The organism is Vibrio sp. SCSIO 43135 (assembly GCF_023716665.1).
GTDB classification, from domain to species: domain Bacteria; phylum Pseudomonadota; class Gammaproteobacteria; order Enterobacterales; family Vibrionaceae; genus Vibrio; species Vibrio paucivorans.
Genome location: NZ_CP071859.1, coordinates 1,139,690 through 1,164,963, shown reverse-complemented (window position 1 = coordinate 1,164,963; position 25,274 = coordinate 1,139,690). Strand labels below are relative to the sequence as shown.

At 41.9% G+C, this 25,274-nt stretch carries 14 protein-coding genes; 7 read left to right on the top strand and 7 right to left on the bottom strand.

The genetic code is table 11. The features are described 5' to 3' along the window. The first annotated feature begins 165 nt into the window (after nt 1-165). From J4N42_RS05410 to J4N42_RS05380, 7 genes are all read left to right on the top strand, one after another. Nucleotides 166-1,566, top strand: a complete 1,401-nt coding sequence (locus tag J4N42_RS05410; protein WP_252030367.1) for a PTS fructose transporter subunit IIBC — start codon at nt 166-168, stop codon at nt 1,564-1,566. 424 nt (nt 1,567-1,990) lie between these two features. Beyond that, complete coding sequence (locus J4N42_RS05405) at nt 1,991-3,007, top strand: TRAP transporter substrate-binding protein (protein WP_252030365.1); 1,017 nt, start codon at nt 1,991-1,993, stop codon at nt 3,005-3,007. An 85-nt stretch (nt 3,008-3,092) separates the two neighbouring features. Then, nucleotides 3,093-3,650: a TRAP transporter small permease subunit gene (locus tag J4N42_RS05400; RefSeq protein WP_252030363.1), complete on the top strand. Its 558-nt coding sequence runs from the start codon at nt 3,093-3,095 to the stop codon at nt 3,648-3,650. Then, nucleotides 3,643-4,965 (top strand): TRAP transporter large permease, encoded by a 1,323-nt coding sequence (locus J4N42_RS05395; protein ID WP_252030361.1) that lies wholly within the window; start codon nt 3,643-3,645, stop codon nt 4,963-4,965. Before J4N42_RS05400 ends, J4N42_RS05395 begins: the two co-directional genes overlap by 8 nt. A gap of 86 nt (nt 4,966-5,051) precedes the next feature. After that, entirely contained in the window at nt 5,052-5,549 is a 498-nt protein-coding gene (locus tag J4N42_RS05390) for a gluconokinase (RefSeq protein WP_252030359.1), read from the top strand. After that, nucleotides 5,540-7,045, top strand: coding sequence for an NADP-dependent phosphogluconate dehydrogenase (gene gnd / locus J4N42_RS05385; RefSeq protein WP_252030787.1), 1,506 nt, complete (start codon nt 5,540-5,542; stop codon nt 7,043-7,045). Before J4N42_RS05390 ends, gnd begins: the two co-directional genes overlap by 10 nt. 127 nt (nt 7,046-7,172) lie before the next feature. Then, on the top strand, nt 7,173-7,934 hold the full coding sequence (locus J4N42_RS05380) for a substrate-binding periplasmic protein (protein ID WP_252030357.1): 762 nt from the start codon (nt 7,173-7,175) through the stop codon (nt 7,932-7,934). 108 nt (nt 7,935-8,042) lie between these two features. Here the strand turns inward: J4N42_RS05380 and J4N42_RS05375 are convergent, their stop codons facing one another. From J4N42_RS05375 to J4N42_RS05345, 7 genes are all read right to left on the bottom strand, one after another. After that, nucleotides 8,043-10,064, bottom strand: a complete 2,022-nt coding sequence (locus tag J4N42_RS05375) for a DNA phosphorothioation-associated putative methyltransferase (protein ID WP_252030355.1) — start codon at nt 10,062-10,064, stop codon at nt 8,043-8,045. 62 nt (nt 10,065-10,126) lie between these two features. Further along, nucleotides 10,127-12,649: an amidohydrolase family protein gene (locus tag J4N42_RS05370; RefSeq protein ID WP_252030353.1), complete on the bottom strand. Its 2,523-nt coding sequence runs from the start codon at nt 12,647-12,649 to the stop codon at nt 10,127-10,129. 108 nt (nt 12,650-12,757) lie between these two features. Continuing rightward, nucleotides 12,758-15,397: an antiviral RADAR system adenosine triphosphatase RdrA gene (gene rdrA / locus J4N42_RS05365; RefSeq protein WP_252030351.1), complete on the bottom strand. Its 2,640-nt coding sequence runs from the start codon at nt 15,395-15,397 to the stop codon at nt 12,758-12,760. A gap of 141 nt (nt 15,398-15,538) precedes the next feature. Beyond that, nucleotides 15,539-16,597, bottom strand: a complete 1,059-nt coding sequence (locus J4N42_RS05360) for a cysteine desulfurase family protein (RefSeq protein WP_252030349.1) — start codon at nt 16,595-16,597, stop codon at nt 15,539-15,541. Nucleotides 16,598-16,646: 49 nt separating this feature from the next. After that, on the bottom strand, nt 16,647-21,932 hold the full coding sequence (locus J4N42_RS05355; RefSeq protein ID WP_252030347.1) for an FtsK/SpoIIIE domain-containing protein: 5,286 nt from the start codon (nt 21,930-21,932) through the stop codon (nt 16,647-16,649). After that, nucleotides 21,929-23,434 carry a hypothetical protein gene (locus tag J4N42_RS05350; RefSeq protein ID WP_252030345.1) on the bottom strand — a complete coding sequence of 502 codons (1,506 nt, stop codon included), beginning with the start codon at nt 23,432-23,434 and terminating at the stop codon, nt 21,929-21,931. Before J4N42_RS05350 ends, J4N42_RS05355 begins: the two co-directional genes overlap by 4 nt. Next, on the bottom strand, nt 23,427-25,223 hold the full coding sequence (locus J4N42_RS05345) for an ATP-binding protein (protein WP_252030343.1): 1,797 nt from the start codon (nt 25,221-25,223) through the stop codon (nt 23,427-23,429). Before J4N42_RS05345 ends, J4N42_RS05350 begins: the two co-directional genes overlap by 8 nt. Between the last annotated feature and the right edge of the window lie 51 nt (nt 25,224-25,274).

Genomic DNA, 25,274 nt, shown 5'->3' with positions numbered 1-25,274 from the left:
TTTATTTACTCTCTTGAAATACAACGGCTTTGACTCATAGAGATAAACAAACCGAAATAACAAATATTGGATGCCATTAATTTTAACTGCATACCTAATAAATAAATTAAAACTCCATATTTAAAAACCTCTGCTAATTTAATTCATTCATAAGGCGACTTAGATATGAGTACCATTACCGTACCTGCAACCAGTAATAGCGATTTAAAAAAAAACCTCAGTAAACTCAAGCAGCACTTGTTGTTTGGCACTTCTCACATGCTGCCATTTATCGTCGCGGGGGGCGTTTTACTCGCCCTAGCCGTCATGGCATCAGGCAAGGGCGCTGTACCAGCAGACGGCTTGTTGGCCGACATCTCCAATATTGGCATCAAAGGCTTGGTGCTTTTTCCAATCATTCTTGGGGGGTTCATCGGATATTCCATTGCGGATAAGCCAGCACTAGCCCCTGCTATGATCTCTTCTGGCATCATGGCTGATATGGGCGGTGGCTTCCTTGGCTGTATCGTTGCTGGTTTTATCGCAGGTGGCGTGGTATTTCAGCTAAAGAAAATCCCGCTTTCCGCTAACATGACAGCGTTGGGCGCTTACTTTATTTACCCGCTCATTGGCACATTAATCTCTGCCGGTATTGTTTTGTGGGGCATTGGCGAACCAATCAAAATTTTCATGGCTTCAATGAACGAGTTTCTTGCTTCTATGGCGGGAGCTTCAAAGGTTGTTCTGGGAACCATTCTTGGCGGTATGACGGCTTTTGACATGGGCGGCCCAATCAACAAAGTGGCGACGCTGTTTGCCCAAACTCAGGTCGATACACAACCATGGTTAATGGGTGGTGTGGGTATCGCGATTTGTACTCCACCATTGGGGATGGCTCTCGCGACTTTCCTTTTCAAAAAGAAATTCAGCAAGCAAGAACAAGAAGCCGGTAAAGCTGCCGCGATCATGGGGTCTATCGGTATCTCTGAAGGCGCAATACCATTCGCGGCTAATGATCCAGTACGCGTACTTCCTTCAATTGTCGCTGGCGGTATCGTTGGCTGTGTCTTTGGCTTCTTAACCGACGTATTGCTACACGCACCATGGGGCGGCCTGATTACTGCACCAGTATCAAGCAATATACCAATGTATGTTGTCGGTATTGCACTTGGCTCTCTTACCACTGCCCTTATAGTAGGTTTCTGGAAGCCAGTTGCAGAGGAAGAGTCTGAAGACGAAATCGTAGAAGCAGCACCAACGCACGCACAAGCTATTCCCGTGGCTGGCGAAGGTGAATACGACATCGTTGCAGTTACTTGTTGCCCTTCCGGTGTTGCACACACTTTCTTAGCAGCAAAATCATTGGAAAAAGCAGCCGCCTCTGCTGGAGTAAAAATTAAGGTAGAGACTCAAGGGCAAAATGGTATTCAGAACCGTATTTCTCCGCTCGATGTTGCTAATGCAAAACTGGTGATTCTTGCCCACGATATTCAAGTGAAAGACGCAGAGCGATTTGCCAAATCAAATGTAATCGAATGCTCAACCAAAGAAGCGATGAAGAAAGCAGCGCAATTAGTCCAAGCCTAATCTGTTTGGGTTTACCTCGCAAAATCCACCCCAGCCACAAACTGGGGTGGTTAAAATTCTAACTTAAGCCAACAATACTCCAGCCCATAAGCCTAAATATCTCATCATTAAATCATTCATTTAATTTAACTTTTCAAAGTATTTAACCTCCCGTTACCTACTCCATTTTCAGCCTAACCTGACAACATCGTTCCAGTAATCGCCTACAACGCCTTATTCAACCAGTCGCGTTTGCGACATCCCATTTTTTTACCGCGCTATTACCCCTTTGTCGGTAGGAACACAAATTCATGACAATTGTCACAGAATGTAAACATTGGTTACCGGTAACATTTAGTTACTCGTTACCGGTAACATATTTCTATAACAACCGGACGTTCGTGTAATTAGGAAAAACTGAAACAATCTAAAGGATACCCCCATCATGAAAGCGATGAACAAAACTTTGCTTGCAGCCACCCTTACTGGTCTATTCTCAGCTTCAGCACTCGCGGCAGATTTCAACCTAAAAATCCAGTCATCTGATCCATCTGGTGATTTGAACTTCAAAGTTCAGCAGAACTGGGTTGAGCGTGTAGAAAAAATGTCTAACGGCCGTATCGAAATCGACCTACTACCTGTAGGCGCAGTGGTTAAACACACCGAAACGTTAGGTGCAATCAAAATGGGTATCCTAGATGGCCACGTAACAGCAACTGGTTACTTCTCGGGTAAAGATCCTGCATTTGGCCTAATTGGTAACATGGTAGGTGCTTGGTCTGATACTACTCAGCTGCTGCAATACATGAACTACGGTGGTGGTAATGAGCTAATGACCGAGCTATACGCCCCTTACGGTGTGAAATTCGTTGGTGCTTCTACAACTGGTGTTGAGTCATTTATCTCTAAGAAACCTATCGACGGCGTAGATGACCTGAAAGGCCTTAAACTTCGTGCTCCAGAAGGCCTAGTTCAACAAGTGTTTGCAGCGGCAGGGGCGACACCCGTTAACCTACCAGGTTCAGAAGTGTTTACTGGCCTAAGCAAGGGCGTAATTGATGCCGCAGACTACACGGTATTCTCGACTAACCAAAAAGCAGGCATGAACGACATCGCCACTCACCCTGTTCAACCTGGTTTCCACTCACTGCCACTGATCGACATTTCTATCTCGCAGAAGAAATGGGACAAAATGCCAGAAGATCTACAAACCATTCTGCAAACCTCAGTGCGTGATTTCTCTTACGACATGACCACTCAGCTGAAGATGGCTGACCAAGCAGCAGTAAAAGAAGCGCAAGCGAATCCAGAAATCACTATTCATAACTGGTCGGAAGAAGAGCGTAAAAAATTCCGCGAAATCGCAAAAGGACAATGGAAAGTGTTTGCACAACGCTCGCCTAACGCCGCTAAAGTTTACGATTCAGTCACAACCTTCCTAGAAGACAACAACTTACTTTAAGTCACTGAAGTGATAGGAGTAAGTTCTCCAGACTTCGCTCCTCTTTGGAGGGCAATTGCCCTCCATTCTTTTTGAGAAAAACGTTATGAATGAAAAAACTCCCCATGCTCCTCAAGAGCAGGAAGAGCAGCCGAGAAACTTTTTAGACCGCGCAATCATTAAAGTCAGTAATTTGCTTAGCGGCTTCTTCATCTTCACAGTGCTGATCTCTTTCTACGAAGTGGTGATGCGCTACGTGTTCGATGCGCCAACCACTTGGGTTCACGAAACTGCTTCTTTCATCGGTGGCTCGCTGTTTATCATCGGTGGTATTTATGCGTTCGCTGCGAACAAACACGTTCGAGTGGTACTGATTTATGATTCAGTATCGAACCAAGCCCGTAAGTACCTAAACCTTGTTCACCACATTGTGGGGTTAGCCTTTGCTGGCATGCTGGCTTACGCCTCGTATTCCATGGTTCAAGAATCTTGGTTTACTCCGTGGGGTGAACTGCGCCTTGAAACCTCCGGCTCGGTGTTGAACGCTCCTTACCCTGCTCTTCTAAAAGGCATCATCTTTGTTTGTCTTTGTATTCTTGTTGTCCAGTTTGTATTGCACCTCATCCAAGAGATCGTAGGTCTAGGGAAGAAAGACGATGTTTGATTTATCTTCGATTGGTATCGCATGGGGCAGTATCCTCATGCTGGTAATGATGATCGGTTTGCTACTTACCGGTATGCAGCTAGCGTTCGTGACGGGCTTTGTCGCTATCTTCTTTACCTTATTTTGGTTTGGCCCAGACGCATTGCCATTAATCGCCAGCCGAACTTACAGCTTTGCTTCAGGTTACGTATTTTTGGCCGTCCCTATGTTTGTTTTGATGGCTGCGCTGCTTGACCGTTCTGGCATTGCCAAAGATTTATTCGATGCAATGAAATCTGTTGGCCGCCGCGTGAGAGGTGGTGTTGCGGTTCAAACTTTGCTGGTAGCGGTACTTCTGGCTTCAATGTCAGGCGTTATCGGCGGTGAAACCGTACTGCTTGGTATTCTGGCTCTGCCACAGATGCTTCGCCTCGGCTACGATCGTAAGCTCGCCATCGGTACTACCTGTGCTGGCGGTGCATTGGGTACCATGCTGCCACCTTCGATCGTACTGATCATTTACGGCATGACCGCCAGTGTATCGATTGGTGACTTGTTTAAAGCCTCGTTTCTGCCAGCCTTTATTCTTGCTGGCTGCTACATCGGCTACGTGCTTATTCGCTGTAAACTTAACCCAGCGCTTGCCCCAATTCCAAGTGATGAAGAACTGGCTGAAGACATGGCTAATCAGCCCAACTACTTCAAAGCACTTTTCTTCCCAATGCTATCGGTTGCAACGGTACTAGGCAGTATTTACACAGGTGTGGCTTCCGTTACCGAAGCATCGGCTCTGGGTGTCGTTGGCATCATGATTTCTGCTCTGATCCGCGGTGAACTGAACTTCAATATGCTGAAGGAAAGTGCCATCGCAACCATGCGCACCTGTGGGATGATCATGTGGATCGGTATTGGCGCTAGTGCATTAGTTGGCATCTATAACCTAATGGGCGGTATCGACTTTGTAGAAGAAGTGATCCTCGGCCTGAGTGGCGGAAGCGCCCTTGCGACACTCCTGATCATGATGGTCATTCTATTAGTGCTGGGCATGTTCTTAGATTGGGTGGGTGTGGCACTGCTAACCATGCCTATCTTCGTCCCGATTATCACTAGCCTTGGCTACGACCCAGTTTGGTTTGGTGTTGTCTTCTGTTTGAACATGCAGGTGTCATTCTTGTCGCCACCATTTGGCCCAGCTGCGTTCTACTTGAAATCTGTAGCACCAAAAGACATCAGCTTGGGTGAGATCTTCTCGTCACTACTGCCATTCATAGGCCTTCAAGTCTTAGTGCTTGGATTAGTGATTGCCTTCCCTGAGCTCGCCATGTGGTGGAAGTAATCCACCAGCAATAAAAACTCGTACAAATTCCCTAAAATTAGGTATGCCCTCCAGCGCAAGCTGGAGGCTAAGGATAGTATTGCCCAATGAAAGCGAAAAAGATTTTAGTAATGGGTGTATCAGGCTGCGGAAAAAGCCTGATTGGTAGCAACATCGCCAAAACACTCGGCCTGCCATTTCATGATGGCGACGACTACCACCCAAAAGCCAATGTAGACAAAATGGCTCAAGGTATTCCACTCAACGATGAAGACAGAATCGGATGGCTGGAAACACTCAACCGTATCTACACTGATAACGAGTCGGCAGTGATTGCCTGCTCGGCACTTAAACCTATGTATCGTGACATTTTACGCCGCAACAACGAAGACTTAGTCATCATATTTCTGCAAGGCGATTTCGAGACTATTTGGCAACGATTGTCTTCACGCGAAAACCACTATTTCAATGGCGAAGCCATGCTACGAAGCCAATTTGAAGCCTTAGTTGAGCCGGCGTCAAACGAAGCCTTATTTGTTGATATATCACTGCCTGCCGACCAAGTGACATCACAAGCCTTAAAGGCAATCGAGGCATTATCATGATTCGCTCCAATATCGCACTCGTTGGTCTTGGCGTGATGGGTAAAAGCTTAACGCTCAATCTTCTTGATCAAGGCTTCAATGTGACTGGTTTTGATATCAGTGAAGTACACCGCGAGCGAGCAAAGCTAGAAGGAAATCAAGTCTCCACCATCGCTGAGAACAAAGGCCAATTAAACATCGTAGAGAGTTTAGAAGCATTACTCGCATCGCTTGAACAGCCGCGTGTTATCGCGCTTTCAGTACCCGCCGGCAATATTGTGGATTCGGTTATCGACGAATTACTGAGTGCGGGGCTAGAAACAGACGACATTGTTATTGATACCGGCAATAGCCTTTGGACCGATACCGAAGCGCGAGCACAGCGATACCAAGACAAACTGCGTTTCATTAGCACTGCGGTATCTGGCGGTGAAGTTGGTGCGAGAACCGGCCCAGCGTTAATGGCGAGTGGTGAACAAAGTGCATGGCAGTTTGTCGAGCCTATGTGGACGGCTATCGCGGCTAAAGTCGATACCAGTGGCACTCCTGTTGATCAGTTTGAGCAAGGCGAGCCCTGCGCTGCTTACCTTGGACCGGCGGGAGCTGGGCACTATGTAAAAATGGTTCACAACGGCATCGAGTACGCCGATATGCAGCTTATCTGCGAAGCGTACCATTTCATGTCGGTAGTATTAGGCTTGCCAGCCCATGAAATCGGACAGGTTTTTGCAAAATGGAATCAAGGTGCGCTCAATAGCTATCTCATGGAAATTAGCGCCGATATCTTCCAAACACCCGATCCCGTGACCAACAAACCGTTCGTTGAGATTGTGTTAGATAAAGCCGGCCAAAAAGGTACTGGGCTTTGGACTGCGGTAAATAGCCTGCAAACTGGCGCGCCAGCACCAACCATTGCACAAGCGGTTTTTGCACGAGCGCAAAGTAGCCAGAAGAACACTCGCCTTAAAGGCAGTGCACTGTTCCAATCTCAGCGTCAAGCACGTTCTGGTTTGGACAAAGAGGAAATCATTTCTCAACTGCACGATGCGCTGTATTGCTCTAAGTTGTCTGTTTACGCGCAGGGCTTCGACTTGCTTAAAGCGACATCGACGATTGAAAGCTGGCAATTAGATTTCACGACCATCGCTAAGATTTGGCGCGCGGGCTGCATTATCCGAGCTGCGTTCTTACAAGATATTGCAACCACTTATCAAACCGAACCAGACATAGAAAACTTACTGTTTGCGCAAAGCTTCAAAACAAGCCTTAGCCAGTATTCCACGGGTTGGCGCCATACCGTTGCCAATGCAGCACTCAATGGCGTTCCAATGCCGGGGATCAGTTCAGCACTCAGCTATTTTGATTCACTCACTAGCGCAGTGCTTCCTGCAAACCTGCTACAAGCCCAGCGCGACTACTTCGGCTCTCATACCTACTCCCGTATCGATGTGCCAGAAGAGGAAAAGTACCATATGAGCTGGAGCACTCACCCACGGACTCAAGTTCAAGTCAGCTAGACACTACAACGCCCACATTCCACTGTGGGCGCTTTTTGTTCGAGTCCAACACACGTAGCGCTGCGACATAACTGCCGAATAGATAGACTATAATTCGTAAGGACTGTGGGCTCGATAGGAATTTGGAATGATGAAGAGAGTAGCGTCATTATGTGCGATTTCATCATTGCTCTTTGCTCACAATGCTTATGCTCAGGGCTGCAGAATCTTAAAAGTAGGTGGGGCTAATGGCTGGTTACCCGTGACCTATACCGACCAGCAAACTCAGCAGCCAATCGGTATCGCTAATGACTTTATTCGATTTGTTGGTCAAGAGCTGGATATTCCCGTACAAATTGATATCTCGCTACCATGGAAACGTACATTAGCCTATGTACAATCCGGACAGTTAGACCTTGTGTCTGCACTGTATTGGACTGAACAACGCAGTATCACATACCGCTATACAGCACCCTATTACACCAATGAAGCACGCCTATTCGTACTCAAAGGCAACGAGTTCCAATTTGAAAAGTTTGAAGATTTAATCGGCCGAACTGGCATGATCCCACTAGGTGGAAGTTTTGGTGAAGAGTTCGATACATTTGCCGAGCAGCAAAACTTGCCGCTTCAGCTCGGCAAGGACAAAGAACAAAGCATCAAGATGCTTATCGCAAAGCGAGTCGACTATTTCATACAAGACTACGTCGACGGCACTCTTTTCCTTAAACAGCAAGGCTTGCTGCATAAAGTCGTGGCACTGCCCACTCCCGTTTCCACCACAGACGTCTACTTTGGCATGTCACGCGAATCACCCTGTACCAACTATATTCCCCAAATCAACCAAATCATCGAAAGAGCTAAGAAAGATGGAACACTACAGGGTATTGTGGATGGGTATCTACAATGAGGTAATAAAATTGCTACTGCTTCTTAAATCGGTCGGCGTTAGAGAAGCGCTCGAAAGCGGCACTTAGGCCGTTTACTCATAAACAACACCAAGTACCTATGTCCTTATCTATATATTTAAAATACGATGACCTGAGATTTTCTTGTTATTCTCAACAAGAATTTGCTCATATGCGTTTCTATTAAGTACAACTTCTCTATCGTTTCGTATACCGCATAGCTTCGCTAACCTTTTGTCGAAGCTAAATTGCTTATCGTACTGCTCATGTTCTTTAGGCATTAGTTGGTGTTTATTCAGCAAAGGGGGCCTTCTCTTCTCATCTACATAGTCAAAAAAGTCTATCTCTTGGTCAGCCATTTTGATTTTAATACGTTCAACTAGCATAGGCACTGACGCAGTATAATCATCATAGCTTAGTAGCGTTAACTTTCCTGAAGTCGTGTGGATTTTAACCAAATCGACACCGTCCTCTAGTTCACCATACATCTGCAAAGCAGAACCGACATACACTCGGAGGAGCAGAGGTAAATTGTCCAAGTAATCTCTATGAAGGATCAATGAGTGCCCCTCATTGTAAAAACTTGCCGGCAGTTTCAAGTGAGCTTTAGCACACTGCTTTTCGATTAAATCAATATCTGAAATCGTAAAAAGTAACTCAGTAGCCAAATTAATTGCTGATTTATAGTCAGCGAACAAAGCTTTAATGTCTCTCTTCAAAACCTCTGGCTGTTGAGTGTAAGGTTTGCGCTTTTCAAACAGCCCCATTGTGAAGAAGAGTAATAAATCTTCTTTCTTATCTTTAACGGCAACATCAAATTCAGTCGTGTCGTACATTTCACACAATAATGAGAACGTCTTCTTGTGAGACCCTACTAACTGTTTAACCCTCTCACTAGAGGGGAACTCATCGTTGGCAGGAATACGCCCGAGCTCTAAACATTGATTCCAGAAGCTCTCAAAAAGCTCTGAATTTTGAGTAATAACTAACTTGGCTTTGTCCTTCGCTTCAACTGGCTCTGGTGACGTCAGCTGTTTCCATGCATGAGTTCGCTTATATTTATTTTGAAGGTAATTTTGCTCTTCCAGTTTATCGCGAAATACATAAAAAATTCCGGGGCCTACCGCGATCGCGTCTTCTTGCAGAGATTGTTCGATATACGCTTTGATTTCTGATTGAGCATAGTATTTTTGGAATGTATTGCGCGATGTAATCACACCGTCTTTATATGGTTTGAATTGAGCAATGTAAGACTCATTTGCGAGCATTACGGACACGACTAGAACTTTTTGTGACAATTCCCAAGCACTTAAAAGCGCTTCAAGCCTTTCGTCTTTGTCTTCAATTACGTTTAGAACAAATCCTATATTTACCACATCAGACTGCACTTTTTCGATGTCAGGCTGGTAAGTCGGGTCCCAGCCTAGAGCATCTAGTCCATGTGCTTCAAGTTCACGGAGGTCATCCCCTCGCCCGCACCCATAATCGAAGATCGAATACCGACCATCCAAAAAACCTGATTTAGCTAGCAACTTCATAGGAGCTGACAATTCATGCCTTACAAGTGCGGTGCGATGCCTATCAATCCCAATCTCTTGCTTGCCTTCCACTTTCACATCAGAGCGATGCAGGCGCCCATCAATAAGCTCAAACCCTTTCTTGGCAATTAGGTTTAACCAAGAACGTCTAAAACCGATTGTTCGTGTGTTTTCGTATAGACCCGCACGCTCTCCTTCCTCAGTGATCTCCCTAAACAACGCGATGTGTTCATTATCGGGTGGCAACATGGTCTCTTTACGATGCAATATTGGTGGATTTTCTGAACACCGATAACAAGTCACTTTATGGCTTAACTTGGATAAGTCTACGTTAAGACTCTGCTCTAAAGCTGGGTAGGAGTCACTATAGAAGTCAGGGTAGTATAAGAGCGAAAGTCGAAACTCATTCTTGAAAAGCTTCACCAAGTTCCACTCTTCATCGGGTAGATTAACCGCTTTGGCCACTGCAGGAATAAATTTCTGTAATACTAAAGGGATTGATGCGATTGCGTCGCGGTGAAAGTAAACGGCATCGGGAAGCTGTTTACCAACTGAGATATTCTTAACTTGCGCTTTAAACTCTTTATAATCCATACAAACTATTGATTCCACATCCTTGATGTAAGACTATTTACCGACTTAGCTTACTCTACAATTTAACTATCACCGCGTTCAAACTCAAATACCGTTCGATGACTACTCTTAAATCGTTCGTTTCCATAAATACGAAGAGTCTCGAGCCATTCTTCCACTTGTTTCTCTTCGATACCCTGAGCCACCGCAGCCTCCTTCAATAGAGAGAACTCTGTGCGCAAAGTAGTTGGCATAATACCCGGATCATCCGTATTGATTGTCACGTCAACCGGGCCGCTACGCAACCCAAATCTATTATGCTCATTTTCATTTTCCAATAGTGTCGTGTCTGGACCGGACCACCGAAAAATTGGGTGCTCTTTCAGCTCTCTTAACCTTGCGATATACAAGTTCGATGTTGGGTTTACTTCTATTAGGAGTCCTTGCTGATGATACTTTGTGAGTAAGTAGTCTTGAATTGCGGCCATTAGCAGCAGCTCATCGTATGACTCCCTATCGGACAACGTTTCCTTGAGCTCGAAGAAAACAGAGTCATGTGAGTATGGTTCGGTTTTCGTCACCATGACCATTGGCATTGCACTTTGTTTCCAGCGGTCACCTTTAATATACGCATGCCTTTCCAAATAGAGTTTCTCAGGACTCCAAGTACTTGAAGAAGACATATGGGTCGCTAGAAGCTGCCAATCCGGCACCGCTTCCTTTTCCTTTGGGGATCGAGCAACATCATTTATGAATGTCCTAAAGGTATAGTGACAGTTTTTTCTTAAGACCCAGGCTTTATACAAGATGCTTGGGGCAATAGGCTCGATTAAGCCAGATAAAATCTCGTTATATTTAGTACTAAATGTAATGATTCTTTGCTCGAGTATTGGTAAGCATTGCCCTGCCAGAGGCAGTGTATAGTTTTCATCTAGTATCTTGGCGTGATGCCAGAGCCACACTAGATTATCTAAATGCTCATCTAAGGGAAGAAGTACCTGACCTTGTCGGTCTATCCAATCATTAGGTTCAATACCCAGAGCCAAAGCATGCCCAAGCCTGTCTCCCTCTTTCATTTCACAAAATTGAACGGTTTCGTCAACTTTACGTAGCCCACTAGCTGGATGTGCATAATCCTCTCCAGCATGGACACTTAAATGAAAACCAAAATTCTCTAGCCTGCCACCTTGGGAGGTTCGCAAGTCACTGCGCAACCAACGTAAAATGGGCGCAAACCATTCTATAGCTAACGCGTTTTCATCACCCGCCACATCCAAGCCTCTCACCCAATGGCTTGGATCGAAATCTAGCTTTTCATTATCACGCCCACCCAAATATTCGGGCTTATTCCAACCATCTTTTGTGTTCAACTTTACCACGAGATCTTCGGCACTTTTCCATGAGTCTTTTATTTTTCGGTTTTTGGGGTAACTAGAATTCGACTGACGTGAAAAGTGGCAACAAAAATGCCATTTCTCCATCGCACTGAGATAGTCGACGCTATCATTAGGGTCTATGTCACTCTCACCTAATATGTGTGCCGGGTGACCGATTTCTACATTTTGATGCTTTGCTAGGTCTTTGGAGAACTGAGACAGAAAACTAGGACTAAACAATCCTGGCGTTATCTTAATCTCAGCACAATCGTTCTTTTCGGAAAACAGCAAGGGTATTTTTGTTAGACCATGCTTTGCATTATTTCTGATGGGGTGAAAAAAATAACGGCTGGTGAAGCGGCTCAAACCAATACCATCCATAACCGCTTCACTCTGAAGAAAGTTACATATTTGAATCCAACATAAAATCGCCGCTCTCTCTTTCTTGCTTTCCGTATAACGATAGTGTTTACAAAACCCGGTGAACAACCACAACCACTCTGTAGAAGTAGATAGATTGACACTTTGAGCAAACTTGCCTATGCACCAAGCAGCACTATTCTCTTCATATTGCCCTTCAACCAGACAAGAGTCAGCCAATAAATCCCAATTTCTTATGCTATAGCCCAATGGACTCTTGCTAGCTTTGAAACACTCTTCAAAAGTTAGGCTATGTTCATCCAAGACTGAGTTACATATTTTCCTGATCAGTGTAAGGAATAACAGCCGAAAGTTATCAAGCATGTCTTTATAGGTAACTAAATGTTCGTCTACATCTTCGTTTGGCTCCAACAGATGAGCAGATAGCAAATCAAACCCACCGCCAACACCGCCGTAATGGACATGTCCCTCTGAATAGCTCTTATCGTGACCTGAGGGGGCAACGAAGAAAGGTGTCTGGAGCGGTATAATCTTTTCAAGATTGTTCATGTCTCTGGGAGAACCGCTCAAGTACCAGCCCACTAATAACATAGGGTCAATTTGAGCGGCTAATCGAGAGTACGTCTGTACCTTTGAACCGCTATAGTATAAGTGCTCTCCATCATTAGTCATTAGTTGTTCAAAAATGCTATCTAGCCAGGGTAGTTCATTGCTCCCCCATGGAGCTTTGCCTTTGATATTGGCAATCGAATGAAGGTCATTGAGTCTGTAACAACCTGGAGAACGTTTATCTATTGTATGGGCATATAAATTCACGAACTTCTCATCAAAGTCGATATTCTTGCCCATCAAACTGCTACTAGGAGAGTTCAAGTACTCCCATGTAAAGTCAGCCAGATCGCAATCTGAATACAACGCTCCCCATGCCTCCTCTATCAGTGTACGTTGTAGCACTTCTTACACACCATCTTTAGTTAGCTTATTAATCGCCGATATCAATGTAAGGTAATTAGAAGATTTATGATATTGTTCGGGAGTATCCTGAAGTACTTCCTTCCAACGTTCGATATTGCCTTCTTTCAAAATTACCTGAATGTATTCATCAACATTAGATCCAGGTGGCAACCTGAGGTTATGCTTTTTCTTCAAAAATGTCGTGTATCGCGCTGGAAATTCATCTGAAGGTTTTGTCCCTTGTGGCCGTATCGAACCAGTACTATCTTTAACAGTCTCTTCTATCCATAAGCGAATTGGATGATCTGCGAGCACATGTGTCACAGTTTTAGTTGCAGCCCCAAATGTCCGGCGAGCTTGAGGTTCCGTCATTTTGGTATCTGGTTTCTTGCCCGCTAACTTTAAAAGCGGTTCAAGCTTTGGAGTGAATGGCGAAATGTTTGATTTGAAGTGTTGATTGGACTCAAAATTAGATGAGCTCTCGCTTGCAATATTAGTTGTAGCGACAGTAACAGGTAAGCCAAAAAGTGGACCTTTTTCAAAGCTCGCGAACGCTGCCCATGTGGCGTTAAAGGTAAATCCTAACAAGTCCAGAGACGCTTGAAGATGAGTTTTATCACTCCCTTTGAAGGTTGTTTTAAAGTGAATAAGTTGCGTAAACAGTTTGTTGAACACTTTATACACTAGCCAAGGTGAAACCCTTAATTCGCTTAGATTATGTCGCTCCCGCCATTTATCAATCTCGTAAGCCAAATCAGACAACCCTTGTAAACTTTCTTTTTCTTCGAAGTTACTAGTGTCTCCAAGACCTTCTTCGTTCGTTTCCACCAAGGATAACGTTTTGGTTGGAGCTAAATCATTGGTAGCGTAAAAAGGTGCCTTGTTGGCAATGCTTCTTAACGTTAGCTCGTTGACAGGGGCTATCAAACTATGGACTAAAACTTCGAAGATACGACCACTGTTCAACATCCGAGACTGTTTTGACTCTGTGTAGAAATTGTAGTTGGTTAGCAAAGTTAGTAGAGTATCTTTTTTACTAATGTAACTTTGTCCACTTTGCCATTTAACGCTAGTTTGCACACCTACTTGGGGAATCGGATAAGGAAGAATTGTTTTCGCCCCCTTTAGCTTATGTAGCCAAGATGCAGGGAGACTTTTTTCTAAAGCCTCTTGCCATTCCTCCAGATCAGTTGACTGCACATATCTTTTCCAATCCGGATCACTTTGCTGAAGAGGCTGAAATAAAGGAGTATCAAAGATGCTGTGCGTAGTCTCGATATCATGCCAATCGCTAAAAGTTCGTAGTACTAAATTTAGTGCACCTGCCTCTTCTTCGTGAAGAAAGTGACTTTCAATCGTTTTCTCCCAACTTTTGACCACCTGCGAAGATAAACCCAAAGCAGGTAATGGTTTCCAATCAGAAGCAAACTTGATGAATGTCTTTGCAAACCTTCTTTTCTCAGTCGCATCACGACTTTGTGCATAGAACTCATTATAAAAATCATCGATCAACTCTGCCGGCACTTGGGGCATCTGCCAAAATCGTTTTGCATCCATTGGATTTTTTGCATCGGTGATGCCTGTGGGTAATTCAGTTACCAAGTTTTGACATCTGTTGAGCAATTGAGTTAATGCACGAATACTCTTAATTGGAATATGGAGGGTACTGTTTTCCAAACCATTGACCGGACCCGCCAAGAAGATCTCCAACCAAGCATAAAAGTTAGCCAAAGACATGTAGTTTTGGTCCTGCTTTGTCAGCACAATCTCACTACTTTTCAGGTAAGAACTAACATCAGGCATGGTCAAGCGTCTAGATACTGGCATAACTTTTCGTTGGTATTCATTTGCTAACTCTACGGCTTGCTCAAACGCTTGCTCTATCTTGAATGTAGAATCCTTAATTAGGCGATAGTGAAAGTCTCTCCAGATAACCTCCTGATACAGACTCAAGTCACCACCAATGATTGGTAAAACACATGGAGAAGTCAGATAACGACGTACTATTTCTAAGTTTTCAAAAGCTCTATTCAAGGAAGTATCAACATCATCGATTGGTAAAACAAGCAACTCTTTGTCAACGATCTCCAACACGGCAGAAAAGAACTCTTCTACACAGCCCTCGAGATTTTTGTTATCGAACATATTTCGGATTTTTTGCATGCCCTTAGCTTTAGAGTCTGGTTCTGCAGACTCTAAAGCGGTAGCCAACCTATCTAAAGCTCTATTAAGCTTTGCCATTTTCTCTGGAGATTCTTTCTGACTATCAATAACGTTTGTATCAGACAAGACCGACGCAACTATGATTGTAAGAAATAGCGAGTCTCCGTCTTCAAGTAACGTAGGGTCAATGGGCTTCAAAACCAAGACATCCTTTGAGAGTACATGCTCATTCTCTCTGAGGTAAACATCCAAGTTAACTAAGATAGAGGTTTTTCCAGTTCCTCGTTTGCCATCAATGAGCACTGAATGGTGAGAGCGATATGAACCACAAAGAGTATCTTTTTTTTCAAGCTTCTGAAGAGATTCTTCTATGATTCTACTTAAGCTTGTATAAATATCTCGAGGAAGAAGATTATCGAGCTTTTCGAAGCTAGCAGATTCTTCGCTGTCTATTGGAAATTTCAATAAGCCGTGTGTCACTTTTGCCTCATCTGACAATGATTATAATGAGACATTATTACATACAATGAGGGTCTAAACCTTTATAATTTAGAACATTATGAGGGATCTAATTCTGACTGAGACAGCTCAATACTATACGTTCTCAGGTAAGATTGCTCACTATTCATTTGATGAAATAGAGTATGGAGGTAAACTAATTCGGTAGGTGCGTCTAGATTCCTCTTCAGACAAGCCAATAGCGCTCAAGACATGTGATGGCGTATTTGACATAGCATTACACGCGGAGCCCTGAGATATGAGCCAAGCTTGCTCTTTGGTAAAACGCTTCACTTCATCATCATCGCTAAAAGTAATGTTCCACGTTGACGACAGCACATTGTCTCCGCCATTTCTTGAGAATTGATACTGCTGAATTTCTTGCTCGAACGCCTTTTGCTGCTCTGAGATTCTGCCAGGAAAATGCTCCACAGCAGCCTCTAACCCGACGATCAAAGGCATTGGTGAGGTCCCTCCACGAAGCCCGAGTTCCTGCCCTCCTCCATGAATAATAGGAACAAGTTTAGAATCACGCGCGTCTCTAACATACAGTGCACCAATGCCCTTAGGACCATATATCTTGTGGCCAGAAAGTGACAACATATCGATATTCATATCGTCAACATCGATGTCTAGTTTGCAAAAACTCTGCGCTGCATCAGTATGGAATGGGATATCATGTTCGAATGCAACATTCCCGATTTCTTCAATGGGTTGAACCGTACCCAACTCATTGTTCACATGGTGGATTGAGATCAGCAAGGTGTTATCTTTGATTGCGGCCCTCACCTCCGCTGCGGTAATCACCCCATCTGTGTTAGGTTTAATGTAACTCACTTCAAATCCTATCGACTCAAGAAAATTGCAGGTGTTCAATACACACTTGTGTTCTATGGATGACGTGATGATGTGACCTTTCTCTTCAAGATGCTGGAAAGCGGTACCTTTAAGCGCGAAGTTATTGGCTTCACTTGCTCCGCTAGTGAAGATGATCTCACTGGGCAATGCCCCAATTTTATCGGCAATGATTTCCCTTGCATGTTGAATCGCCTTGCTGGCGGCTACAGCTTCAGAGTGTGCAGCGGAAGGGTTGGCAAAGCTTTCACTTTGCCAAGGGAGCATGGCTTTGAACACCTCAGTTGAAACTGGGGTTGAAGCAGCATAATCGTAGTATTTTTCCATATTCTGTTTTAACTAAAATAATTACCGAGTAATTGAGACATACTGATTGTCAATCAACCTGCCAATATGAAAGAGCTAAGCGGATTAACCCATCAAATACTCTGGATTCAGTAAATCCAACCTGAATACTCATTGTTTGCCCCTCTGTTTTGACAATACCATGTCCGTACCCAAGCAAATTTTCAGCTCCAGACTCACCTAGGATTATCTCTGAGTTCAAATCACGATCAACTTTCAAGGCAACTTTAGTGTCAAGGTTGGCTCGAAGTAAAGGAAAAACTACATCATTACTTGGTCTTTGAGTCGCAAGCACTAGGTGAACACCTGCAGCTCGACCTTTAGACGAAAGTCTAACTATTATGTCTTTTGCTAGTTGCTTGAATTCATTATCCAAAATCCAGTCAGCTAACTCATCAAAGAACACTACCTCTCTGGACATACGATTGTTAGGGTAACTCTGATTATAAGCTTCAATATCCTTTAGTCCTAAATCCCTTAGCTCTGCATACCTTTCATTCATCAAAGCTTCTAGTTCTTGAAGACGTATTACAGCTTCTTCTTTCTCTAGTACAACTGGGTGAGCCAAATGAGATGAATTTGAGTAAGAAGCAAACTCTACCTGTTTTGGATCAAATAAACGTAGCCGTAAATTTTCAGGCGTATTAGTCATAATCAAATCAATAATCATATTGTTCATCAATATAGATTTTCCTGATTTGGTCTGCCCTCCAATGAGAGCATGAGGACTTGCTCCATCAAGTTTAAAGAAACAGCAGTCCTCTCCAAATTCATTTTGGCCGAGAAGAATTTTGTTATTAAACCCATCTTTTAGCGTTTTCTGCCTTTCTATGAGAGTGCGTCTGATCAACTCTGAAAAATAAACTGTCTGCCTTTTTTCTCGGTCGAAAACTAGGACCATAACGCCGGGCTCAGGATAGACCTGTCTCAAAGATAAGCCAACAACCGATAAAAATGTGCCTCTCATGTTTGTAATTTTACTCGCGTTTAGATTTACATCGCCAGCGAGCTTAATAACTATTGAGTTGGGAGTAATTACAGTATCCGAAAAATTTGATGGCAAGTTAGAGTGACTAAGGATTTTTCGGACCCCAGACTTCACATGTTCAACATCAATAAGTGCCTCTTCTTCTACCTCAACATTATTATCCAAATAGGCTAGGCATTTATCTAGAAGATTTAAGGGAGACTTGTCACAAGCATCTAATTCTAAGAGTTCTAACTGCGAATTTCGAGACTTACCATTGCTTTCATTTATACTAACTTTAGAGCTTCCATTGTCATTGGCACTTAAAGTAACTTCACTAGCAGTCTCAACATTTTCTTCAACATCTAAACTATTTTTATCAAGCTGTATTTCACTAGACCCAAGTTCTACTTCACAAGATATTTTATTAAGCTCTAGTGGGCATAAGCTAACCTCAGTCTCTAAACTAAGTAAAGAAGAAGAATCTAGCATATGCTTAAAAACTTTCTTTGTGTCATTAAAACTAAGGCAGATTTGATTCAGATAACTAGATTCGTATATGCCATAACAATCTGAGTTAACGGTTTCATTTCCATAGTGGAATAAAACAGATAAACCATATAGATTGATACGAACTTTTTCTTTATCAAGGTTTAATAGATTGTTAAAGTCAAAGGCATTTGGTGAAAACTTAAAGTTCCCAATAGCAAACTCCAAAAACTTATTTAACCAATAACGGAAATCAAATGCGTCAGAAGTCTCAAGCATTGACCTAACTAGTTCACAAGTAGACTTAAGTTGCTTACAAGATTTAATCGTTTGATCTAATGAACCATTAATTAACTTTGACTCACAAATAATAATATTAATCGAGATGTTTCCATCGCCATCTCGGCTCAAGTACATCCCCATAAGGTCTGAGATATAGTTAACTGAACGACCAATAGATTTGAGGGCATCATCTTCAACGGAAGACTTAAACCAACCAATATAATCATCAAGATGAACCCAGAATATCTCGGCAATCTTTTCCTTCTCTTTGAGCAATGATTGAATTAATACAGTTGCCCCCGCTGTGCCAACTAAGTCATGCGAAAAATTACCATTTCCTACCGACCTAAGAAGCACATCGCTACTAAAGGAGTTAGAGAGCGTAAATATCTTGTCAACAACAGAAGGTATGTCATCTGGATGTACTATACGCCAGTTACGAATGCTGCTATCAAGATTTGTGGTAATGTAGTGAGTTTCTTTCTCAGTGATGATAGCGAGAGATCTCTTTAACCCCTCACCTTGCACATAGCGTAAAACACGACGACTACCTGAACCTACTGAATTATTATGGTTAAGAGTGTCTTTAGAAAGCAAATAATCATATATAACAAGCCAGTTGCTCTTAGCTAGCCCTTTGTTAATTTCATCTTTCAACTCAGCTTGAGCAACTTCTCGACAAAATGATATATCTCCAAGCTTACCTGAGCAACGCATAAATGCTTCATGAAAACTTGCTGACGTCGTGTCGAAGATATGATTATTGAGAGAGAAAGATGACTTTTTAGTTATCGGATTAGGTGGAATTTTCCTTGATGCACAATACTCCCAGAAAGTACTTTTGTCTGAAGACACCAGAAACTTAGGAGCATCTAGGGATAATACGTTTGTAGTGTAGAGTGGATCAAAGCTTATCAAGAGGTCCACTTCACCTTCTTCGATTTCATCTAAGCTACTTACTAATCTGACTTTAATATGGCTATCAATCATACTTGCATCAAAGCTTTCACAAATACGTTGATAAATGATATCAAGCAGATAGCGGTCATTGCATGTAAAGGTAATAGAAAGTGATATTTGATCTTCTTGATCTTCAGACAGCTTTAGTATTTCTTCATAAACAGTCAGAATGTGATCATAAGAACTCAATCCGCTACACATAACTTGTAAATGGTGGCGTTCGTTCGGGAATGTTTCCAAAAATTTAGTCGTTGTTGTTCTAACAACCGAACGAATTTCTTTTTCATTTAAAGCGTTCTTAGAGTGTGATAAAGATGTATATTCAAAATAGCCAAATCGAGATTGAGTACATACCAAGTCAAGCCACTCAAGTTTTTCCGTCTTCTTAAGGAATAGATTCTTACCGTAATTTTCGTTCAGTTCCTCAATAAGTTGTGACAATACACCATCATCTTTGTTGCCTATTTTCAGTTGCTTCTCTTTGTATTGATCAGCTATGCACCTATAGATCTTGTTCTTTTGAGCAGCCATCAATAGTCCGTATGGAGACCAAGGTAGATAGACTGCATAATTCTCATTCTCTGAAACGAAAATAGTATGAGCTGTGATAAATTCATATAGAAGCTCTCTATAGCTTTCACCAATCTCAGTACGTAAAACCAAAAAGTCCAACAGATTGTTGAAAGCTAACTCGAAGTCTGACAGCTCGACGCTCAATGGGTTACTTAGTGTAGAGTCAACAGCATTTTTCCATTCAATGACAAACTTACCGTATATATCATTAAACGTGTCATGCTCTTCTATGGTGAGGTGCTGATGCTGTAAAAGTTGCGATAATAGATTGCTAATGCCATCTCCCTCAGAATCCATCTTTCGAATTAGCTCGCCTCTCCTCATACGAGGACTAATTGATAGAAACATTTGGCTATTACTAATTGTTGGATTGCAATCTGATCGTTTTACAAAAAGTGGGTCAATTGATAAGTTGTGTTTATGACAGTAACCCTTTCTATCTAAAACTTTTGAGAAATCAGAAAATTTGGCTGATTCGAATCCAAAAGGGTTAAACAACCACTTTAAATCCCACGACTCTGAAGGAGATGTAGGATCCTCACTATAACGAATAACTCTAAAATATAGCTCGTTTGCCGATTTTCCATTACGACCTTTTTTCAGCTCCTTATTATTAGAATCCAATAAAGAGGACTCAGAAAATGGCTTTGGGAAATCAATTTCAAAGTTATCTCCGAAGCGAGACCAAAATGATTCTAAATGACGGTATTCATTAAAGAAAAACTCAATCGCAGCTTTGTTTTTCTTTGATAACATTTTCTTTGAACGATCTTTTGCAAGAGATAGCCGCACTTTGTCTGAGCCAATATCGGCCATAAATACGGACCTTGAAAGTACCGATAACAATCCTTCAAGAAAATCATTTGTTTCGGTAACCTTGCTACTACTTACTTCTTTTAGCCAAGCTTTTTCCAGCTTAGAGCTATCAGAAAGTTCTTTTGAAAAAGTAAAGTAAAATGACCTTAAGTCATTCTTCTCTGGTTTTTCAGTTTTATAGTCTACAAGTCTGACAAGCTCTGCATGAGTGTCTGAAATACTAATATCGTTGTCAGCAAAGAATTGGAGTGTCTCTTCACCAAGTTTAAACTTAGTTGCAGCTTTCTTTGGTTGTAACACCGAGTTAAAAGGAGCATGTGAATCATAGTCCTGCTGAATAAGGGATTGAAGAGCTTTTGCTGCTTCGGGGGTATCAAAATATACCCTAAAATAGTCACCAATTCGATCACAAAATTCTGAGTGTTCAGGTTCACTTTGTCGAATAACCTCAAGGTTCTCATCTATCTCAGATTTATCTATTTCTTTGTATTTGACGACAGCTACCCAGAAATTAATATCCACTAAAAGTGTATTTGAAACCAGTTTCCGGAAGATTCTTCGGTAGTTCTTCCCTGCACCTTTAAGGATACGAAATTCGTCTAGGCGGTTGATGCCCCCCAAATAAATACAATTCTTGCCTATAGCATCCCACAATAGTCCATCCCGTATAGTGTCAGAAATTACATGCTCAATGAATTCATCGATACGATCAATTCTGATAAATGGCCGATTTTGCCACTTAGTATTAGTTATTTCGCTTACAAAAGATGCAAGCTCTGTAACTTGTTCTTGTGAAAAACTTACTGCATCAGGATGGAGATGCTTTGCTATATTTACCCACTTCAAGGTTTCTGCTGGATCAAAAACTACACTTTGATCTATCCTTGAAACCTGATCATGTGTAGGTTTTGTTTCAGCAATAAACATCAAACAATAGAAGTTACCAACTCTATTTCTCTCATGAGTAAGATCTGCGAATGAATATTTTTCTATGCTCAAGTTTTGATAATGATCGTGGTCTTCAACCGCAATAATAAAGCCCGACTCACTTCCAATACTTGATATCGGTAGTTGAGATGCTTTAATTTTCTCAAGCAGTGCCTCCAGTACCTTTGGATCAAACTCCCTAAGAACAAGTCGACCAGGAACCCCATCACCATTACTATTGCTATGCCAATCGGTATAATCAGACTCGATAAGGTTAAAATAATAGTGGGCTAAAGACTTCACAGAGTATCCTCCTTGTATGGGTTAACTACATAACTACATGCATCCGAAAGATGCCTTAACATCCCCATCTGGTAGAGTAAGACAGAAAGATTTTTTGCATTTCTATTTAAATCACTTTGAAGAATTTCTGAGTCTTGATTAGGAGCTTGATCAATAAATATATTATATCTTTGCGTTAGAGCCTTCATAAACTTTCTAAACTCTAGTCTTTTCTCTGTCCCCAATATCGTTATTACCAATGAATGTAAAAAGTCCTCAGTTATAACGTATCTAAAGCTGCGTGTGTTCTTTCTCGATACAAAGCCTATATGTCTAAAACAGACATGAGGATAGCCTACAATATTCTTGTTCAGGTACTCAGCTGCTTCTTGTTCAGATTCTCGAAGAATGTTACTTCTTTCAGTTTTATCCTCAAATTCATCATAATAGTCAAATATCTTAGGTATATTATTCGACAAAACTCTTTTCAAACGATTCTTTTGCGTTGATACACTCTGAATTGAAGCTTTACGGATACTGTTCGTTGTCTTAGTAAGAACTTCTGCCATATAAGTCGGTGATTTATTCTCGATATCAAATTGAGACAATAAACCTTGCTCACCGACACTATAAATATAGTTACCAATATGAAAGCCAATAATATCGGAAAAGAGCTTAATCTTGTCTAAACGCTCCAAATCGAGTTCGAGAGTCTTAATTATATCTTCTGCTAGCGTCTCAAAACATTGCATGCTCGTATGTGGTAAATAACCAAGATTTCGGCGTTTACTTCCTTCTAGCGGATAGCGCTCCTCTGGTATTGCTAAAGCCCTCGCCAAGTTAGAGTATGAGTCCTCATCACTTTCTAGCCAGCCACTAAACAACTCTTCAAGTTGGTTTCTGCAATTTTCTGAGCTTCTACACAACATTAGATATACTATCTCTCCACCTCGAGCGAAAAAGCGTCGATCTTCAGAGCCATCAACATTATTGAAATCACACCAAATATATTCGTGGCTAATGGGAAAGATAAACTTAGAAGTCCAACGCTTATTTGAAAGAGAATCAAATGTTAATGAACTTAGTATCTTCAAGGAATTATAATAACTATCAAATGATTTAAAGTTCATTCTTATATGTTCTATATCATCATCGTCGAAACAAAAGTTATCACCGTCTAGCTTTTTTAGAAAATCAGCCTGACGTTCCCACTTCTCGGAATCTGAAGCATTTGAACGATGTATCGTTTCAAGAATTTCGTTTTGATATAAAAGTATACGTAGTTTAAAGCTTCGTTTATGCCTAAAGTAAAGGGTATTATTTTCTGGTGAGAAGATGTTATTTATAAATCCTTTCTTCTTAGCTTGGTATTGATTTTCGATAACGCATAGTAGTTCGAAAAGTAACAGCATGGGTGTTTGTTCTGGTCTAAAGCGATGGCCCCAAATATGCTCGACATAAGGGATATTCTTGAGCCCGTACTTTTCTTGTACATTAACTATACTGGAGTTCATATCATCCATTTTTAACCTCTAATATGACCGGCTTAAACTCACCACTTTGAATTGAATACGTTTCAGTTCTCCTGTTCTTCCTAATCAAATTTGATAATTTAGAACGAAGAATCAGGAGTTTTTTATATAATCGGGGGTCTGAAGTATTTGGTGGTGCACCTCGAGATACCCGCGACAGATATTCAAACAATTCGACTGTCATTGATAGCCTAACTTCTTTATCTCGATCTATCTCCAGTGTGAGGACAGGCTCAATTCGCGCTCCAGGCAGTGACATATCACTTTTAATAGACTCAATAAATATATCTCGCTCTCGAATATCTTCTCCATGGAAAATAGAAATTGGTGCTATTGACCCCTGTCCTTTTTCAGGTATAAACAAGCGGTCTCGCCCAGAATCTTCGGAAACGTATCTACCGTGAAAAACACGATTCAACGATAAAATAATCATTGCAATAGTATTTATATCTGCTGCTCGATTAGAGCTCCTCAAAGGGTCATATACATTCTCTATATAAGAACCAAAATAAGAGAAGCGCTGCAACTGGTAGGCATTCTTGTCATTTTTCTGATAGCAGTACAGTTGCATTCTGGACCGACGCATGAGCGCGTCCCATAGGTCGTTGGTAGCGTCTGCCCCGTCAACACGACCTGCTACTAAAAGATTACTATTTATGTCTAAAGGAATCTCAAAGCCTCTTTTTTCCTGGTGCCTCAACAAAGTATCCCAATAGTTCGTAGATAACTCACCAAAGCCTAACTTGTTTAATTCTGAAAATGGCCTATTGTACAGCATTTTGTGCGAACCTAAGTTCAACCCCCAGAACCCCACCTCGATACTTGATTCAGAATTGAACACTCTAGGATGTTCAACTTTTGACATGGCCTTGCAGTTTAACGTACTGGCACCTACCTCTATATCATCTGAAACCCGTAATGCTCTAGATTTTGGGGTTGAAGCAAGTAGTGTATTGGTTGCAAGATTTAACAGCTCACGAATCGTAAAGTGCTCATTGTTTAACTGAAGAAGGAGAATAATATTGCTAAGGTTCTCTCTTATGTGAGGCTCTGTACTAAGCAAATTATATTTGTTGAAAATGGCACAGGTTTTATTTTCTTTACCATTACAGCCTTCACACTGATTCCATCCAGGGTGACTTAATATGCTATCGAATATCAACTCCATGTTCTCTTTAGCATTTAATTTGGACAGATTGATCAGGTTGACCATTTCCTGTCCGTCACACTTACTAAATCCTAAATTGATCTTGTCCTCTATGATTTCCTTCAAAAGCCTTGCTGTAGTTCGTTCCACTTCGTCATTAGAGGCTTGAATGAAACTCTCCAGTTCTTCAACTAAAATCCCGTCATTGACTGCAACTAAAATAGGTTTGGGTACGAATTTAGAATCAAGAATCGAAATAAGCTCTCGGATGAGATCGCTTTTCTCCTCCTTTAGCTCAGAGAAGTCTTTAACTACTGTACGCTCGTCAGTGCTGAAGTAGCTAGTTTCATTCCAGATAGCCTCATCAAAATTCTCACCATCAAGAGCTTGTACAATATCCCTACATAGCTTGGTTTTACCGTCTCCAGCTGTTCCAGTTAATATAATTAGATTGTGGTTCTCTTTTGACTGAAATTTGGAAAGTATCTCTTGTTGCCATGGAAATTTAATATCTAAAGGTTCTCCAATGTTAAGTCTTTTAGCGACCTTCCTCACATACTCATCTTGTATTTGAGTTTTGCCCTTGCAGTACCCTTCAAGAAACTTCACCCAATGATTATTTTTCCATGTCATAACGGTTCCTAACCTATTTTTTGTCTAATTAATCGCACCAAAGGTGAATCT

Coding starts and splice junctions, on each gene's coding strand:
- J4N42_RS05410 (WP_252030367.1), top strand. CDS start 166: ATGAGTACCATTACCGTACCTGCAACCAGTAATAGCGATTTAAAAAAA.
- J4N42_RS05395 (WP_252030361.1), top strand. CDS start 3,643: ATGTTTGATTTATCTTCGATTGGTATCGCATGGGGCAGTATCCTCATG.
- J4N42_RS05380 (WP_252030357.1), top strand. CDS start 7,173: ATGATGAAGAGAGTAGCGTCATTATGTGCGATTTCATCATTGCTCTTT.
- J4N42_RS05375 (WP_252030355.1), bottom strand. CDS start 10,064: ATGGATTATAAAGAGTTTAAAGCGCAAGTTAAGAATATCTCAGTTGGT.
- J4N42_RS05350 (WP_252030345.1), bottom strand. CDS start 23,434: ATGGATGATATGAACTCCAGTATAGTTAATGTACAAGAAAAGTACGGG.
- J4N42_RS05345 (WP_252030343.1), bottom strand. CDS start 25,223: ATGACATGGAAAAATAATCATTGGGTGAAGTTTCTTGAAGGGTACTGC.
- J4N42_RS05370 (WP_252030353.1), bottom strand. CDS start 12,649: ATGGGCAAGAATATCGACTTTGATGAGAAGTTCGTGAATTTATATGCC.
- J4N42_RS05400 (WP_252030363.1), top strand. CDS start 3,093: ATGAATGAAAAAACTCCCCATGCTCCTCAAGAGCAGGAAGAGCAGCCG.
- J4N42_RS05390 (WP_252030359.1), top strand. CDS start 5,052: ATGAAAGCGAAAAAGATTTTAGTAATGGGTGTATCAGGCTGCGGAAAA.
- J4N42_RS05360 (WP_252030349.1), bottom strand. CDS start 16,597: ATGGAAAAATACTACGATTATGCTGCTTCAACCCCAGTTTCAACTGAG.
- J4N42_RS05405 (WP_252030365.1), top strand. CDS start 1,991: ATGAAAGCGATGAACAAAACTTTGCTTGCAGCCACCCTTACTGGTCTA.